The organism is Levilactobacillus sp. FUA 3915, from assembly GCF_044053135.1.
Taxonomy (GTDB): domain Bacteria; phylum Bacillota; class Bacilli; order Lactobacillales; family Lactobacillaceae; genus Levilactobacillus; species Levilactobacillus lanxiensis.
Genome location: NZ_CP168704.1, coordinates 1595766 through 1614406, shown reverse-complemented (window position 1 = coordinate 1614406; position 18641 = coordinate 1595766). Strand labels below are relative to the sequence as shown.

Sequence of the window (18641 nt, the reverse complement as noted above, 5' to 3'; positions counted from 1 at the left end):
TATACGCAAAAAGCGCCGCAAAACCAGTGGTTTCACGACGCTTCCATTTTAAATTTTATGAATGTGAATTCGACTCTGGGTCTTCAACGGCCTGGAGTTTTTGATTATCATCCAGTTGTGACTTGCCCATGAGATGCTTCTTCTGCAGCCAAATCATCGTTGGCCAGAGCAGCGCTAAACCAATGATGGTAAAGAGTGCTAAGACCCATAAGGCTTGACCGACCATTCCCGACATCCCCGACGTAATGGCTTCACGGAATCCGAGGATTGAGTAAGTCATTGGCAGGAATGGGTGAACGACGTTGTAGAAGTGGTTGGTGACTTCCATTGGGAACGTCCCACCGGAACCACCAAGTTGTAGCATCAGGAGAACCATGGCGATGAAACGACCAGGGTTGTCCAGTAACATCGACAGGAACATGACGATAAACATCGACGCTTCCGCGAAGAAGATGGAAATCAGAATCATTTGACCTGGGTGATCAACACTCAAGCCACCTAACATCATCAGGACGGGTTCGATCAGCCCCATGGCGAGCCCTTCGGCGGCACCAATGGAAACCTTACTCAAGTACCAGCCAGTCGCACTCCCACCTTCGCGTGAGACCTTCCGAATTGGGAAGGCAAAGTTGAAGACCAGGGCCCCAACGTAGAGGGCAACGGATAACACGTAAGGTGCTAAGGCATGGCCATAGTTAGGCACGTAACTGTAGCTTTCATGCTTCAAATGCGTTGGTGCGGCAAACATGTCGGCCGTCTTGTTGGTCAACGGTTGGGCCTTGAGTTGATCAGCACCACTCTTCAGGGACTTGGCCAGCGTGCCATTCCCCTTCTTGAGCTTGTTGGCACCTTGCATCAGCTTGTTGCTGTTGTCGTCCAATTGTTGTGAACCATCGGCCAGTTGGTTGACCCCACTGGTTAACGTTGGGATCTTGCCATTCAAGGTGTTCAACCCAGAACTCAGTTGACCGGCACCGTTGGTCAGTTGGCTAGAAGCACTAGTCAGCTTGTTGCCAGCGGCGGTCAGCTTAGGCGTGTTGGTGTTGAGCTTGTTGCCGGCAGCCGTTAACTTGCCCGTGTTGGCGTTCAACTGGTTCACACCAGCAGCGGCCGTCTTCAGCCCACCGTTCAATTGCGTAGCCCCAGCAGCAACCTTCTTGGACCCACTCTTCAGGGCAGGACCGTTCTTAGCTAACTTGGCCGTCCCGTTCATGATCTGGGTGACCCCGTCGGTTAAGGTTGGCACTTGGCTGTTAAGCGTAGATAACCCGTTGTTCAGCGTGGTTGAGCCTGCGAAGGCTTGGTCGACGCCGGACGTGTATTGAGGTAATTGGGTACTTAATTGCGTAGCACCCGTACTTAAAGCTGTGGCGCCATCCTTCAAGGCTTGCAATTGTTTCTTACTGTCATCGGAGTTTAGTCCTGACAATACCTTTAAATCAGCAGATAACTTAGTCATTTGAGCTGCAGCATCTTGACTATTCCCAGCCATCAATGCCTTGAGTGCAGCAGATTGATCATCAGTCATGTTCGCAGACTGCATAATCTTTAACAGCTCCCCAGCTTTTACCTGCACATTTTGCATAGCCGTCTGGGCCGCGTCCTGTGCGGCAGATGCCGCAGTTGCATCCTTAAGCACCGAGGCATTGGCTGTGGCAGCCGAAGCCTGTTTTTCAGCCGTAATGTTCTTAGCATTATCATTGATTATAGTCAATTGTGCTTGTAGGTCTGCTACATTCTTTTTGATATCAGCGTCACTACTTGCCGATCCAATTGCTCCAGCCAAATCATTTGCTTTAGAAGTTGCTTCTTCAATGTTACTCTTGGCCGTCTCGTTGGCACTACCCGTTGTTGAACCAGAAGTACCAGCATTTGACCCAGCAACATCGCTCTTAATCTGGTTCGTCGCAGCCTGGGCGCTGGATGCAGCCGCTTTAGCTGCAGCCTGTGCTGCCATTAATTGTTGCATAGCTGTATACAATTGGCCCGAGGCAGTCTCCATACTCGTTCCATCGCTGCCTGAAATTGATGCGGCGTATTGAATATTTTGTAATAGCCCTTGGGCGTTTGTTAAATCACCAGACATAGCTGCCATGTTTCCCAACTCTGTCTCTAACTGGTCGACCCCATTCTTTAAGGTAGTTGCACCAGTAGCCAGGGCAGTGGCACCATCGTTCAATGACTTAGAGTTCCCACTCAAAGTAGACAACCCAGAGTTCAAGCTCTTACTCCCGTCAGCCAGCTTAGTAACGCCGCTAGCCAGAGAAGTCGAGCCCTTGCCCAGAGTCTTCACCCCAGAGTTCAACGTGTAGACCCCATTAACGTAGGTGTAAGTCCCAGACTTCAAGGACTTGGCACCGGAAGCTAATTGGGAAGTCCCAGCGGTCAACTTAGGCATCCCGGCACTCAGTTTGCTGACACCACCGGTAAATTGGTTAACCCCACTGGTGTATTGGCCAACCCCACTAGTATAGGTATTAACCCCACTAGCGAATTGTCCCACACCAGCCGTGTAGGTGCCTAAACCGGTCTGTAACGTCTTGGCCCCGGTCGACAATTGTTGAATCCCGGTAGCTAGTGGCGTCACGGACGTCTTCATTTGTTGCAGGCCGTTGTTCAACGTGTGAACCCCGGTCGTGTAGGTGTTCAGACCATCCGTCAAGGTAACCGTCCCGTTCTTCAACTGAGCGGACCCCTTGGCAGCCTTGTCCATCCCCTTACCAACGGCGAAGATTTGCTTAAAGGTAGCTTGGGCGTACGCCTTCGTCACCTTGGCACGGATTTCGCTGTCCAGCTTGGAGGACCCCACTTCACTCATAACCTGAGCGATGTAGTTGGCAGAACCGTTCGTCTTGTAGGTAAACGTCATCTTCTTCGGGTGCTTGTTCAGCGCCGTCGCAGCGTTTGCCGAAAAGTTCTTAGGAAACGTAATAACGGTATAGTATTTGTGGTGCTTCAGCCCGTCAGCCGCCGTCTTAGCGGAAACGAACTTCCATCCCAACTGCTTATTCTTCTTCAAGTTGGTAATCGTTTGATCCCCAACGTTTAATTTTTGGCCTTGGTAAGTCACTGGCTTATCCTGGTTAACCACCGCGACGGGTAGTTCACCGGTTTCGCCGTATGGGTCCCAAACCGATTTCAGAAAGAAGATACTGTAGAGGAATGGAATAAACATAATGGCCAACACGGAGATTAAAATCAACCGGTTGTGCCGAATGTAATTCCACTCGCCTTTAATCATGTTCACGAATGCCAACTCCCTTTTCCTAAAAATAATCTTAAAATTGCGCGTTCTCAGCTAATGTTAAAGAGTATCTTCGCACATTAATACTTGACTTGTCAAAACAACAACACGCCATCAACAATCTAACGTAATCGCCACCAACAGTGTAAAATCAACGTTTAGCCAACTTTTTATAAAATAAAATAAATTTCAGACACATTTAAGGTTGGCCCTTAACTACATAAAATATTATATCCCACGCGTCAACTAGGTACATTGATTTGAATCAAATGGGTAGATGAGCACTGTCCCCTGGGTCCTAAGGCTACGAGCACCCCTCCTTGAAATGACAATTGATCATTCCTCCTAACTCCACCCCACTAAAAAATCCCCAACCAGAGTAACCACCCTGATTGAGGATTCTAACTTACACTTTTAAATGAAACCACCCAAACGACAATCGTTGTTTTGTTCTAAACCAGTGTCAGCCGCAGGGCTGGGAAAACTGGGCCGGCCGTGGAAGTGACCAGAGGCGAGCCAAGGTGCCCGGCTGTGTCGGTGACCTTGGCTGGAGTTCTTTTCCAGCCTAGTTCACGGGACAACCTTTGAGACCGCTTTTCAGGCTCAAAGTTGAGGTGGAAGCCCGCTCTTCGGCTGGAACCGGCCCCACAGCAGGGCGCCTTGAGCGCGCCGCCGGGAACGGACGCGACCAGGCCCAGTTTTCACCAGCCCGGAGGCGCGGCCAAAGACACAAAAGTTTAGAACAATGCGACGATGGCGCGCCAGAGGCGGACGAAGACGTTCGCCTTCTCCACCGCCCCAGTAACCTTAACCGGCACGCTAGTCGTCTTGGTATTCCCCAAGAAGCCGAGTTGATCGCCCTTCAAGGAAATGTTGGCGGTCCCGACGACTGTGTTCTTGGCAACGGGCGCTTCCAAGGCCTTGTTCTTAGTCAGCTTACTCTTCAGCGTCGTGGTGGATTGAACATTGCTAGCGACTTGGTCGTTGCGAATCCACAGCTTCAGGCCTTGGGTCAACGCAAGCTTAGCCGTCTTTTCCTTGGCATCGTTGGTCTTGACCGTCTTACTGCCAGTCACCTGACTACCGGCCTTGACGTTAACCGTCTTGAAGTTGTTGTAAACGTAAGACATCATCTTCTGCGTTTGCTTGAAACGAGACGGATCGGTCTCGGACTTGTGGGCCGCGTGCAGGACGACGGTGACAATTCGGTTGCCATTGTTGTTGGCAGTCCCGGTAAAGTTGGCACCGGCCGCGTCGGAGGTCCCGGTCTTCAAGCCGTCCACGTGAAGTTTTGCGTATGAGGCGGATAAGCCCTTCAACATCCAGTTCCAGTTTTCCATCTTGGTGGCGTCGTTGGTACCCTTTTCAAACCACATCTTCTTGACGCTGGTGGTCTGCAGGACTTCTGGATACTTGTTTAACAGCGCAACGGCCAATTTGGCTTGGTCGGCAGCGGACCATTCGTTTTCGGCGGAGCCAGCCTCGTTATCGTAACCCAGCTTACCGACCTGTTTGTTCGTCAGTCCACAAGCATTGTAAATTTTAACATTCGTCATGCCCAATTTCTTAGCTTGAGCCCGCATCTTATCCACGAAGGCGTGCGGTGACCCGGCAACCGCCGTCCCCAGGGCTTCGATGGCCCCGTTGGCGGAGTAGATCAAGGAAGCCTGGTACAGCGCCTTGACCGTGTACTTGTGACCCGCGCGCAGTGGCACGTTGGACAGGTTGGTGTTTTGCGCCACCTTGGCCGTAGCCTTGTTCACGGTGATCTTTTGGTCCCACTTCAGCTGACCGTTGTGGACCGCGTCGAGCACCAGGTAGATGGACAACAGCTTGGTCATCGAGGCGACTGGCAAGGCTTGATCACTATTTTTATCGTAGAGAATCTGCCCGGTCTTGGCATCGACGGCAATCCCAGCCTTGGCCTTCAGGTTGACCGTGGTGCTAGTACTGGTCGTGGCCGCCTGGGCCGTGACCGGCGCGCTAAGGGTACTGAGGCTCCCGGCAAACAGCGTCATCGCCGTTACCAAGCCCATAACAACTTGTTTTAAACGTTTCATCAATTAAAACTCCTCTATCTTATGTAGTTACCGGAAAAGTCCGGCAGCTTTAGTTGACCGCTCCCGCCGTTTTTAACCGCTGGGGAATGGCCAAGGGTTGATCATGTTTAACGGGTAAATGAATCACGAAACTGGTCAGGTCGTCGTCGGATTCGACGTAGATGTACCCGCCGTGCAGGGCCACGATGCTTTGCGCAATCGCCAGCCCCAGCCCGGTCCCGCCAGTTTCCTTGGAACGGGATTCTTCCACGCGGTAGAACCGTTCGAAAATGAGGGCCAGCGACTCCTTGGGAATCTTGGGACCGTCGTTGGTCACGCGGACCTCCAACTCGTTGTCGCTGACGCGCTTGGCGAGCAGGTTGATTTCTTTCCCGCCGTCGCCGTACTTCAGCGCGTTCGAGACCAGGTTGTTAAACACCCGGACCAACTTCTCGGGGTCGGCTTCCATCATTAGACTAGCCGGCTCGCTGGCCGCACCAATCGTCATGCCCTTCTTCTGGGCCTCCAACTCGAAGCTGGCGCCCAGCTGTTCGAGCATGGCGGCCAAGTCGATGGTCGTCAGGCTCAGCGGCGTGTCCGTCTGGCGGACCTTGGTGTACTCGAATAGGTCGTCCACCAGGGACTTCATCTGTTTCGATTTCAAAAAAGCCGTGTGCGTGTATTTCAAAACGTCTTCTTGACTGTGATACTGCTGGTCTTCGATCAAACCCAGGTAGCCAATGATCGACGTCAATGGCGTCCGGATATCATGGCTGACGTTGGTGATCAGCTCGTCCTTGGACTTCTCAATCGCCCGCTCCTCATCCATCGAGTGAATGACGGAATCGACCAGGGCATTGACGGAATCCACGACCCGCTGCACGTCGCCGCTGACCCGGAACGGAATCCGGTGATCAAAATGGCCATTGGCAATGTAATGCAGCTCCTCAATGATATGATGCAGCTGCATTTGCCGGTAACGTCGAATCAGCCGCCACCAGACGACCAAGGCATCCGCGATGATCATGAAGCCAATGAAGACATTTTCCCAGCTCCACAGCTGAAAGTGATTCGGGCCAAAGACCACGGACCGTTTGATGATAAAAATGCCGTCCCGCAGTCCAGGGTTGCTCTGAATGGCTTGGCTGATCAGCACCAGCAGCGCCAGGTTCAGCATCAACAACAGGATGACCGTGACGACGCCTTCCATGAACAGCGCGCTTTTCTCGCGAGTGGTTAGCTTCATACTGCGGCCCCCCGCGGACGATTCAATTGGACTTGTTCCCATTTGCCCATAACTTACTCCTTCTCCAATTGGTGACACTTCTTTTTACATTTGTTTCGGTGCGGATGGATGTGCGTTGGCTGGCCGCCTGCGGCTTCCAGGTACTACGCCTGCTGTGGGGCCGGTTCCCGCCTGAGAAGCGGGCTCCCACCTCGACTTTAAGCCCTGCGAAGTTCACGCAGGTCTCAAAGGTCGTCCCGTGCTGTAAGGCCGAGGAAAATCACTCGGTCTAACACCACCGACACAGCCGTCTCCGTACCTGGCTTCCTCCGGCTCAGATGGTGCGTTCACGTGAAAATGGTTGCGGGCGTGTCACCCATTGGCTTGGTGGCGGGTGGCCGCAACTGAGCGACACCACTTGAACGGCCACGTAGAAAGTGACCCACGCCAACCACACCGGATGAGCCCGCGAGTGAACGCTGCCGCCAAAAACGGCAAGCACACACCAAGTAGCTACCAGCTTGACTCACACGACTTTCGCGGCCATTAAAAACCAGTATACGCCGAGAGAACACGCAAATATGTCTCAGCCATGGGATTTATGACGCGCAAGCGCGTCATAAATGGTGACTTTGAGACGCGTTTCTCAGCGGCTCAAAGCAAGTCCAGAGACCGCTCTTTGGCTCCGGGCGTCCTCCCCATAGCGTTCCGGCCATATTTGCGTGTCCGGTAAGGCACCAGCACCAACTAAACCATCTTTAAACCAATATTAGTGTGATTCAATCTTGTAGCCGACGCCCCAGACGGTCTGGATGACCTTTTCCCCGTTAGTCGCGTCTTCGATCTTATCACGCAAATGACTCACGTGAACCATGACGGTCTTAGCGGAGACAATGCTTTCCTGCCGCCAAACGCGTTCGAAAATTTCGTCAGCGGAGAAGACCCGGTTGGGGTGGCTCGCTAACAGGTAGAGAATCCCGAACTCTAAGGCCGTCAGGGAAATCGTCTTACCGGCAATCGTTTTGACTTCGTGTGAATCCTTGTTGATGGTCAGGGTCCCAATGTCCAGAACGTCTGGCGCATCGTCGGTCACTTGGTCTTGGCTCCGCCGCAACAATGATTTGACCCGTGCCATAACTTCTAGTGGGTTAAATGGCTTGGTGACATAATCATCGGCACCGGAAATCAATCCCTGAATCTTGTCCATGTCACCGGTCTTGGCTGACAGAATCAAAATTGGGATTTGAGAGTCTTTCCGAACTTCCTTCATGACTTCGATCCCGCTCATTTCAGGCATCATGATGTCCAAAATCATCAAGGCAATGTCCGGCGTGGTGTGTAATTTGGTCAGCGCTTCCTTACCGTTGTAGGCGGTCAGGGGTTCGTAACCTTCGTTTTTAATATAAATTTCGAGTAATTGTGCAATTTCTTTATCATCATCGACAACTAAAATTTTCATAATTGGGCTAATCTCCTTTAACAGCTAGGTAATAACACTAGCGGTCTTCCCCGTAGGTTTACGTCTATTCTAGCAAATAAACCGCGTGACGTGACCGGAAAACCCGAACCTTTAGTCGGGCGTAAGGCACTTTACCATTCCTTAATCTTACACTATTTGCGGGCGACTCGCCAACCCGGCGTTAAGCTCCGATTAAGTCCTCACCTGGTTTACGCGCCTCCGGGATGGTGAAAATGAGAGCGGTTCGCGGTGGGCGCCCGTCTGGAGCCTGGGAACCGGTCTCCAGACTTACTTTGAGCCGAAGAACGCGTCTCAAAGATAGCAGTTGTCTAAGCGGTAAACCGCTAAGGCAACTCCCACGGCTGGCCTCATTTTCACCATCCCTGCGGCTCACACATGTTTAGCCCCAATTGGGCTTGCCGGGTTGGCAAGTTGCACCGCACTCAACGAACCTATAATTTATGCTCATCCCCACCACCAAATTCAGCCAACACCTGTGCCATCGAAACGGTCGACTGGCCCTTAGCATGGTAATACTTGTACGCGGACTCGGCTATCAAGGCATCATAGGTGTTTCAAGTTGGTCAAAGGAATACGTCAGAATCAATGCCGACAACAATAATCTATAAACTTCAGCCATCCGCTGTAACCACACCTTTTCGGCGGCGCTCACCCGAATAGAAATTGTTGCCATCCGACTCACCTCACTTGCCCTGAAGTATACGCCACACCCCTGCCAATCCCACAAATTGCGCTCAAAAAAGGCTAACCAGAAAATTCCAGTTAGCCTTCCGTCTAATTTAAATTTACATATTCACACAGCCAAATCGTCTGGCTGCGGCAACCCACAAACAAAACCGTTGCGGGTCAAACCAGTTGGAGCCGTGAGGGCGGTTTAAAATGGACTCAGCCGTGGGATTTATCACGCGCGTGCGCGTGATAAATGGTGACTTTGAGACGCGTTCTTCGGCTCAAAGCAAGCTGGAAGACCGCTTCTCAGGCTTCCAGCGTCCTGCCCACCGCGTTCCGGTCCATTTTAAATCGCCCGGTAGGCGCTGCCAAGCTCAGTTTGACCCGCCCCAAACGGTTTTATTTGTAGTTAGGGGCTGCCTTGGTGATTTGGACGTCGTGGGGGTGAGACTCGATCAGGCCGGCGTTGGAAATCCGAACAAACTGTGCGTCATTGATCAAATCTTGAATCGTAGCACTCCCGGTGTAACCCATCCCGGAACGCAGACCACCAACCATTTGGAAGATGATGTCGTTGACGCTACCCTTGTATTCCACGCGGGCTTCGATACCTTCTGGCACCAGCTTATCGGCTTCGTTGACGCCACCTTGGAAGTAACGGTCGGCTGAGCCGTGGGACATGGCAGCCAAGCTCCCCATCCCCCGGTACGTCTTGAATTTCTTACCGTTGTCTTCGATGACTTCGCCAGGGGCTTCGTCGGTCCCGGAGAACATGGAACCAAACATGACGGCGTTCCCTCCGGCAGCGATGGCCTTCACGATGTCACCAGAGTACTTCATCCCACCATCGGCGATGATTGGCTTGCCAAATTCACGGGCTACCTGAGCAGCGTCGTAAATGGCCGTCAATTGCGGCACACCGACACCGGCAACCACCCGCGTCGTGCAGATAGAACCGGGGCCGATACCCACTTTGACCACGTCAACGCCGGCTTCGAACAGTGCCCGGGTACCTTCACCCGTGGCGACGTTCCCGGCAATCAGCGTGGCATCTGGCAATTGTTGGCGAATTTCAGCGACCTTGCGTAACACCCCAGCGGAATGACCGTGGGCGGTGTCAATGATGATGGCATCCGCGCCAGCTTTAAGTAAGGCGCTGGCCCGGTCGAACGTGTCGGACGTGACCCCAACGGCAGCGGCGACTAACAAATGGTTGTTCGCGTCGACCGCAGCCTTTGGAAATTGGCTAGCATCGTTTTCGATAGCCTTCACGTCAGCGACCATTTGTGCTTGGTCGTCGGCACTCATGTTCTTGTGGATGACCCCAAGGCCCCCCTTACGCGCCATGGCCGTAGCCATCTTGGTTTCAGTAACGGTGTCCATGGAGGCACTTAAAAACGGAACGTTCAGCTTGAGGTTCGGGGCTAATTGGACACTCAGATCGACTTCATTCGGTAAAACGTGGCTTTCAGCGGGTATTAACAAAACATCATCAAAAGTGAATCCTTCTTTAGCAAACTTCGTGTCCCAATTAGACATAGTTGATATCGCTCCTCTTAATTTTAGTCTCAGGCTCGGTTAGGAATCCTGGGAGATATTGTTTCTTAATTTACCAGTCTAGGCCATTCAGGTCAAGGCTTCTCATTGAACTATCATGGAGTAATTAACGGCAGTGATTAAATTGGTCAGGTGACGAACTACTTTAAACGGCATTTATCGAGCCACCAAATTGCCCATTCACTGACGTAGACGTCGCCAAGCTTTCCAGCCGAGCCACCCCAACAACGCCACCCACGCCAACGCAGAGATCCACGCTGACACGCGTTGCATCGGCGTCGCCACGTAGGCCACCCGAATGGTGTTGGTCCCCTGCTTGACGTTGGCCAGTAGAATGGCCATTCGGTTCTGGCGCAACGGTTGCCGGTGGCCATTGACGGTCACCTGGTAACCCGGATAGGCCAGGTGTGGCAGCTTCAGGCGCCGGGCACGACGACTCCAGAGACGGTAGGTAAATGAATCCGCCCCCACCTGGCGACTGGTCTGCCGTAGCGTGGTCTTCCCCTTCGTTGGGTTCATCACCACGATAGAGTGCGTTTTTAGCGCCGGCATCGCGGGCAACGAAACCGGTTGGACGTAATCCGTGCTGGCCACGTCCGTTGCCACCGTGTGATAACTTTCGGGTGTAATCGCATTGTTGTACGGATTTTGAAAGTAGTTAATAAAACTCGCAACATTTAGTATCATGCCCAAGGCAACCATGGCCGCCAGCAAGACTCCCCGAACGTGGCGGGTATTTCGTGGCAAGACCAGTACTAGCGCCCGGGTTCCCACTAAGGCAATCAGGAAGCTGGCAATCGCCAGGAAGCGCCAAGGAAATTGAATCGTCCCCAGCACCCCCTGAAATAGCGACCACGGGAACCAGGTCGTCGCGAGCCACACGAAGACGACCGCTAACCCAACCAGGTAGCGCTCCACGCCGTTAAATTTCCAGCAGACGCCGAGCGTCAGGAGTAAGAGCATCAACATCAGCCAACCCAGGTTGATTTGATTCGATCCCATTTGATTGACTGCCGAGTTGACTAGAAACGGCCACGGTTGTACCGCACTGCTGGCCAGTTGAAATTGCATGACGCCAAGACCCTTCATGTGGTGGAGCTGCTCCATCAGTGGTGCCAGGAAGGTCAGATCCAGTAAGCCGGTCGTGACCACTGCTAGGAACAGGGCGCCCAGTCGTTGCTTGAGCCCCGTTCGTTTCAGGAAAAAGAGTCCCAGTGTCAACAGGACCAAGACGGACGCCAAAATCAGCGAGACCACGTGCGTCAGGCCAATCAGCGCCATCCCCAGCGTCAGCCAATACCACTGATGTGCGTCACCGATGGCAATGCTATAGGCCCCGTAAAAGACCAGCGGGAGAAACGCAAAGACGATGCCCTCGGCTAAGGCGCCCCGGACGAAGAAGTCCAGCACGCGGTACTGTGAGAAGCTGTAGAGCACCGCCATCAGTAGGCCCTGGTAGTAGCTCCCCAGTACCCGTTGCCCGACGAATCGGGTCGTGTACAGGGTGAGTAGCGTAATCAGAAATAGAAAAATCGCGTACGCGTGCACCCCGCCGAACCAGACTTGTAGAATGGCCATGGGCAGTAGCGTGTACGCCGGGTAAAACAGATTGATCGGGTAGCCCCACCCCTGAAAGGTGGTCGTGGCGATGTGCCCCAAGCCCCAGTGACCCGAAATTACTTGCTGATAAAGACCTTGAACGCGGTTTAAGTGAAAGCCCAGGTCATCCCCGAGATAAATCTTCCCCTGCGCCGCCCACAAAAAGAGCCAGAAGAGGCTCAGGCAGCCAAACAGACCCAACTCTAACAGCCAGCGGTACCGTCGCAACCAATCTGACCGGGACGGCCCATTTGCCGTGTCATTCGTTGACATGTTTGCTTACCCCTTTCGCTCAAACAGCCAGTACTTCACGTCGACCTGTTCAAAGACCTGGCGATGCGTCTTGACCAGCCGGTAATGCCGGTAGAGCGACTTCGCCAGCTTGGCCGTACCGGGGTTCAGGTTCCCGCTGGAAATGCGGCCTGGAATTTCTTTGTTCCCTTCCCATTCACGCACGGATTGCTTGGTCGGCGTGTTCAAGACGACCCACTGGACCTGATGACGCTGAATCACGCGTCGTTGGGACCGCAGAATCTGGGGAGCCGCCTTCTCTGGGATATTATAATTTTGGAAATAATAGGTGGTTGGCACGGCATCGGCCGCCGTGTAGAAGCCCATGTCGATTGACCCGTAATTTAACAGGGTTGGGTGCGCGGACCGTTGGCGCATGATGTTGCCAAACTCCACCTGCGCGGGCTGTTGCGGCTTGCGTGTGCTACGTTTGGTAATCGCCGCATTGTTCGGAAATAGCCGGGAGACCGTCACGTTGTCATTCACCCCCAGCACCAGGAAAAAGCTGAGTACCAGGGTGCTTAAAATGATAAACGGATCATCCACGGACGGCAGCCGGACCCAGTTGAAAAATAGGTTCAGGAAATAAACAAATGGCACCACGAAGAAGGCAAAGTAGACCAACTGATAATACTGGTAGAGCGAGCCCGTTTGGTAGCCGTAAAGTGCCAGCAGGTCGGTCCCCAAGAAGACCAACAGGTACAGTACCCGCGTCAGGCGTCGTTTCAAAATCGTCCGTTGGAACAGAATCAGCAGCGTGCCACCGACCCCCAACAGGAAGAAAAAGACGTCGCTCAGGTAGAAATTGGCCACCAAGATGGTCGATTGAATCAAGTTGGAAAAGAATGACACGGACGAGGTCATATAAACTTTGGTATTAAATAAAATATAGACATTAATAAAGGAACCCAATGACCCGGTCGCCAGGAAGTAGATCAACCAGGGCACCGTCGCCAGCAGGAAGCCCGCCCCACTCCAAAGGACGAGCTGTCCCAGTAACCGCCACTGCTTTTTGACCAATAGGTAGCCGCCATAGGCCAGGTAAAAGGCGATCCACGCCCCCAGCAGGGTGTATTTGGCCAGGAAAACAATCCCGACAAATAACCCCTGCGCGAAGAACCACCACGGACTGACCGTTAGCTGGTGCTGGTCTAGCAGGAAAATCAGGTAGATCAACGACAGCACTAACGGTAGCGTAAAGAACTCCACCGTGTCCCCGTAATTGTAGTAGGGATGGTAGAGAAACAGCATGGGCGAGAGCATCGCCACCAGAAACGCCGGTAGCTCGGCTAATTTCATAACCCGGGCAATCTTAAACGTTAAGATCATCGCCGCCACCAACACCGCGATTTCCACCACGAAAATCAGGATGAAGCTGCGGTGACTGACCAGGTAGGCCAACCCATGTAAGAAGTACACGTAGGGCCCCTTCTGTTCAAAGATGTCCTTGTACGGCGTAATCCCGTGCATCATGGCCTTGCCGACCGTGAAGAAGGCGTTGTTATCCGGCGAGGTGTCGAAGTAATACGCTGGTGAGGTGTAGGAACAAAACGCCATCATAAAAATCCCAATGAACGCAAGTAAGATGAAATACTGAGTTTCGTGGCGCTGCATTTTTTCCTTGATTCGTAAGTACACGGACCCGACTCCTTTTCCTAAAAAATGAGAAAAGAAAAGACGTGGTTCTGCCACGTCTCCTCAATGCTTGTTTTAAAAAGCTTTACTTCTTGATGGTAACCTTAACAGTGTAAGCTTTGTAGCCCTTCTTGGTAACAGTCATGGTGAACTTCTTACCCTTGTTAAGCTTCTTAGCTTGCTTCTTGGTCAACTTCAAGGTCTTCTTGCCGCTCTTCTTAACGGAGAACTTCTTAACGGATTGCTTCTTGCTGTTCTTCAAAGCAATGCTTGAACCCTTGGTAGCCTTCTTGATGTAAACTTTACGAGCATTCTTCTTGTACTTCTTGCTCAGTTGAACGCGCTTTGACTTCTTGACAGTCTTCTTAGTTGCTTTCTTAGCAACCTTCTTGGAACTGCTTGAAGCAACGACACTAGAAACACCACTACCGCTACCACTAGTAGCTGCGGCATTGTTGCCGGCAGCGTTAGCAGTCGTAGCAATGACACCAGCAAACGTTAATGCGGCTAACAAACTAAGAACGTAACCAAATACTTTCTTCATGAAAAATTCCTCCCAGATATGTAATTCTAATAAAATCATAAACCGGTTTTATCACTAAATAATCGTAGTTCTTTCAAATGATTCCGTCAAGGGGCATTTTCAATTATCTTGGCAATTAATGTAAGCCCAGATAATTAAGCCTAAAAATGGGTAACTGCCCGTTGAAGACAGCTACCCATTGGTTACGCATTTATTTAGAAAATTAAGCCTTGATCGTGTACTTGATGGTGTAAGGCTTGTAGCCCTTCTGCGTCACCGTGACCGTGAAGTAATGCTTGTTCTTCTTGGTGCGGTTCAGCTTCTTGGCTTGCTTCTTGCTCAACTTGATGCTGAGCTTACCAGACTTCTTCACCTTAAGGGTCTTAACCACTTGACCCTTGCTGTTCTTCAAAACGACCTTGCTACCCTTAACGGCCTTCTTGAACTGAACGCGGCGTGAATTCTTGGTGTAGGTCTTCTGCGCACGAATCTTCTTCGCCTTGGCAACCGTCTTCTTGGCAGACTTTTTAGTGGTCTTCTTGACCGTCTTGGTCGTCTTCGTAGCTGGCTTGGAACTGCTGGTGGCAGCTACTTGGCTGGCACTTGAGGAAGCCACACTGCTGGAGCTTTGGGTTGTTGCGGTGTTGTTTGTAGTTGTTGGGGTTGTGGTTGTTGGGGTTGTGGTTGTTGTAGTGGTAGTGGTACCAGGATTAGTTGTGGTACCAGTGTCACCAGTACCAGCTACAGCACCCGTGTTACCAGTGTTGTCGCCAGTACCAGCTGCGGCACCCGTGTTACCAGTGTTGTCGCCAGTACCAGCTGCGGCACCCGTGTTACCAGTGTTGTCACCAGTACCAGCTGCGGCACCCGTGTTACCAGTGTTGTCACCAGTACCAGCTGCGGCACCCGTGTTACCAGTGTTGTCACCAGTACCAGCTGCGGCACCCGTGTTACCAGTGTTGTCGCCAGTACCAGTAACCGTTTCACCAGGAGTAGCCGCTACCGACTTATCAGAGTTTGCACTGTTTGTCACAGCAGGCGTACTAGTTGCAGAATCATCATCCGCAGCATTCGCAGACGTTGCCAATGCCCCACCAAAAGTTAAGGTGGCGACCAAAGCTAAAGCGTATCCATAAACTTTCTTCATCAAATTCCTCCTAAAATATGTAAATTTGAATCAAGCCATTTGTGGTGTTGATTACGCCTCCACCCTAGTCCCGATTTATAGAAACATCAAGGCGCCATTTTTCAAAATTTGACCCCTAACTGAAAATGAATTTATACATAAAAAAAGAGAAGCATCCATGATTTCAGAATGTTTCTCCTAACAAATATATTCATAAAGTGGATATTTCTAGTTACTTCAAGTAAGCAAATATTTCAAAAAAAGCGTGAATCGGTGAACCACATACTATCAACTCACAAAACTACTGAAAGTAAGCGCGCAAAACTGAGTGACCAGAGGCGGGTCAACCTGACCAGCTGTGTCGATGGCATTAGCTGAGTGATTTTCTCAGCTTAGGCCATGGACCGACCTTGGAGACTGGTGTCTTTCCAGGCTTCAAGGCGAGGTGGAAGACCGCTTCACAGGCTGGAACCGGGTCCCACAGCAGGGCAAGTTGAATCCGCCGCCGGGAACGGAAAGGTTTAGCCAACCTTACTTTCGTTCAAACAACCAATAAGTCACGCTCACCCCTTCAAACACCTGCGTATGCTTCCCCACCGGCAGGTAATTGCGATACAGCGTCTTGGCTAATTTGCTAGTGCCCGGGTTCAGGTTGCCGCTGGTAATGCGGCCGCCACCGCCCTGCCACTCGCGAACCGTCTTGCCGGCTGGCGTGTTGAGGACGACCCATTCGACCTTGTGCTGGCGAATCTGATCGACCTGTGAGCGCAGAATCTGGGGTGCCGCACTCTGGGCGATATTGTAATTCTGGAAGTAATACGTCGACGGCACCGCCCCGGAGGCCGTGTAGAAGCCCATGTCGATTGACCCGTAATTTAACAGCGTCAGAGGCAAGCCACTCTGCCGCATGTAATTGCCGAAGTCCACCTGGGCCGGCTGTTGCGGCACGCTGGTCGTCTCCTCGGTGACCGACGCATTGTTGGGAAAGACCTTCGAGTTGGTCACGTTGTTGTTGACGCCGAGCACCAGGAACCAGCCAATCACCAGCGTCGCCAGGATGGCAAAGCTGTCATCCCCATTTGGCAAGCTCAGGTGACGGAACAGCAGCTGGCAGAACACTGCGAACGGCAACACGAAGCTCGCGAAATAAATCAATTCATAATACTGGTACACCGCCCCGGCCTGGTAGCCGTACAGGGCGAACATATCGCTGCCCAGCGTTGCCACCAGGTAGAGTCCCCGGGTGAAGTTGCTGTGGAAGACGCCGCGTTCGAAGGTCACCACCAGCGTCCCCACCACGCCCAGCAGGAAGAACAGCACGTTACTCAGGTAAAATTGGGACACCAACGCCATCGACTGAATCAAGTTGGCGAAGAAGGCCACCGACGAGGTCAGGTACACCTTGGTGTTGAACAGGATGTAGACGTTGATGAAGGCCCCCAGGCTCTTGGTCACCAGGAAATAAACCAGCCACGGCACCGTCGTCAACAGGAACCCCGCCGCGCTCCAGCCAATCAGTTCGCCCAATACCCGCCACTGGCGTTTAACCAGCCGGGTGACCAGCATCACCAGGTAAAAGACGATCCAGGCGCCCAGTAGCGTGTACTTGGACAGGAAAACCACGCCGACCAGCGCGCCCTGCGCGACGTACCACCAATGACTAACGGTCAAATCGTGGCGGTCCAGCAACAGAATCAGATAAATCAATGAGAGCAGAAATGGCAGCGTGAAGAACTCCACGGTGTCGCCGTAATCGTAGTACGGGTGGTACAGGAACAGGACCGGCGACAGCAAGGCCGTCAATAACGCCGGTAGCTCATGAGTGTCCAGCAACTTGGCAATCCGGTAGACCAGGTACATCGCGGCCACCAGCGTCGCAATTTCATACACGAAGATCAAGGCGAAACTGCGATGGCTCACCAGGTAGGCTAGCCCGTGCAGGAAATAGACGTACGGGCCCTTTTGCTCAAAAATGTCCTTGTAGGGCACAATGCCGTGCATCATGGCCTTGCCGACCGTGAAGAAGGCGTTGTTGTCCGGCGATACATCGAAGTAGTAAGCCGGGGAGGTGTACGAACAGAAGGTCATGATGAAAGCCCCGACAATGGTAAACAAGCCAAATACTTGGGCGCTGCGCTTATGCAGCACTAATCTAATGCGTTCCATAATGGTTGCCCCTCCCCATTAGTTCGCTTAACAATCGATCTGACGCCATAAGAAAAGACGCGGTCACCCGCGCCTTTTCACTAGCAAGCTAGTAAATCTTAACCACGACTTCGAAAGCTTTGTAACCCTTGGCCTTAACCTTGATCAAAAAGCTCTTTTCGCCCTTGGCTAACTTCTTAGCTTCCTTCTTGGTCAAGCGAATGTCGAATTTGCCGTTCTTCTTGACCGTGTACTTCTTAACCAATTTGCCCTTGCGAGTCAGCAATTCAATCTTTTCACCCTTGCGACCCTTTTCCAGGTAGAGAATCCGGGCATCCTTGCGGTAGTGCTTGCGGAGCTTAACGCGCTTGGACTTAGCTAAAACCTTGGCCTTAGCTGGTTTTTGCAATGGCTTCTGCGATTCTGAAATTGCGGAGGAGCTGCTGGCGGCTGAACTGCTAGCGGCGGATTCGCTGCTGGCAACCGCACTGGAGCTGTCGGACGCAATGATTGCGCTACTTGAGCCCGCACCGGCGCCGGTATCTGTGCCGCCCCGTGGCACGACTAATCCGCTAGCCGCGGCATCGCTGCCTGAACTCCCACTCGCCGCATCCGCACTACTCCCGTCAGCGTTCGCGGTCGTGGCAATCGCCCCGGCAAAAGTCAGCGCCGCAACCAAACCTAAAACATACCCAAAGATTTTCTTCATAAGAAATCCTCCCCGAGATGATGACATATTTTTCGTCGAACTACTCTCTAGCTCGATTACTTGTGAGCATCATAGTGCCATCGAAAGAAAGGGTCAAGCATCCGTCTTTCAGGTTTCACTAGGAAAATGAAAGTGCGACTGTAAATGGCGTCAGGCCTTAAGTATCAGGCGTTTGCGGCATCCTTAGTGCCCCGTGGATTTTGTCTAAGGGGGTAAGACACTCACGCGCGACGTCGTTTAAAACCTGTCGCAAAAATCTTTTTTCACTTAGGTCTGCTGCCTTACTAAACGAGCGCCCCCGGTTGCATAACTGACTCGCCTCCGGGATGGTGAAAATGGGTCGGAACGCTGTGGGCGCACGTCCGGAGCCACAGAGCGGTCTCCAAACTTACTTTGAGC

General features: G+C 52.3%; 12 protein-coding genes. All 12 read right to left on the bottom strand.

Translation table 11 applies throughout. The annotated features are described in order from the left end of the window. Positions 1–55: 55 nt before the first annotated feature. Positions 56–3241, bottom strand: a complete 3186-nt coding sequence (locus ACEPST_RS07575) for a YhgE/Pip family protein (RefSeq protein ID WP_395390989.1) — start codon at positions 3239–3241, stop codon at positions 56–58. Between the two features lie 740 nt (positions 3242–3981). Further along, positions 3982–5304 (bottom strand): serine hydrolase, encoded by a 1323-nt coding sequence (locus tag ACEPST_RS07570; protein ID WP_204121287.1) that lies wholly within the window; start codon positions 5302–5304, stop codon positions 3982–3984. A gap of 49 nt (positions 5305–5353) precedes the next feature. Further along, positions 5354–6529: a sensor histidine kinase gene (locus ACEPST_RS07565; protein WP_203639321.1), complete on the bottom strand. Its 1176-nt coding sequence runs from the start codon at positions 6527–6529 to the stop codon at positions 5354–5356. A gap of 748 nt (positions 6530–7277) precedes the next feature. After that, on the bottom strand, positions 7278–7967 hold the full coding sequence (locus ACEPST_RS07560; RefSeq protein WP_125763821.1) for a response regulator transcription factor: 690 nt from the start codon (positions 7965–7967) through the stop codon (positions 7278–7280). A gap of 556 nt (positions 7968–8523) precedes the next feature. After that, positions 8524–8661 carry a hypothetical protein gene (locus tag ACEPST_RS07555; RefSeq protein WP_239064511.1) on the bottom strand — a complete coding sequence of 46 codons (138 nt, stop codon included), beginning with the start codon at positions 8659–8661 and terminating at the stop codon, positions 8524–8526. 395 nt (positions 8662–9056) lie between these two features. Continuing rightward, complete coding sequence (gene guaB, locus ACEPST_RS07550; protein ID WP_204121288.1) at positions 9057–10196, bottom strand: IMP dehydrogenase; 1140 nt, start codon at positions 10194–10196, stop codon at positions 9057–9059. A 198-nt stretch (positions 10197–10394) separates the two neighbouring features. Beyond that, on the bottom strand, positions 10395–12086 hold the full coding sequence (locus ACEPST_RS07545; RefSeq protein WP_204121289.1) for a hypothetical protein: 1692 nt from the start codon (positions 12084–12086) through the stop codon (positions 10395–10397). A 6-nt stretch (positions 12087–12092) separates the two neighbouring features. Then, entirely contained in the window at positions 12093–13742 is a 1650-nt protein-coding gene (locus ACEPST_RS07540; RefSeq protein ID WP_395390627.1) for an ArnT family glycosyltransferase, read from the bottom strand. An 82-nt stretch (positions 13743–13824) separates the two neighbouring features. Then, positions 13825–14283: a histidine biosynthesis protein HisIE gene (locus ACEPST_RS07535; protein WP_125763833.1), complete on the bottom strand. Its 459-nt coding sequence runs from the start codon at positions 14281–14283 to the stop codon at positions 13825–13827. A 202-nt stretch (positions 14284–14485) separates the two neighbouring features. Beyond that, positions 14486–15409: a hypothetical protein gene (locus tag ACEPST_RS07530; RefSeq protein WP_395390626.1), complete on the bottom strand. Its 924-nt coding sequence runs from the start codon at positions 15407–15409 to the stop codon at positions 14486–14488. Positions 15410–15919: 510 nt separating this feature from the next. Beyond that, positions 15920–17554: a glycosyltransferase family 39 protein gene (locus tag ACEPST_RS07525; protein ID WP_395390625.1), complete on the bottom strand. Its 1635-nt coding sequence runs from the start codon at positions 17552–17554 to the stop codon at positions 15920–15922. A gap of 88 nt (positions 17555–17642) precedes the next feature. After that, positions 17643–18242, bottom strand: a complete 600-nt coding sequence (locus ACEPST_RS07520; protein WP_204121290.1) for a hypothetical protein — start codon at positions 18240–18242, stop codon at positions 17643–17645. Positions 18243–18641: the final 399 nt, after the last annotated feature.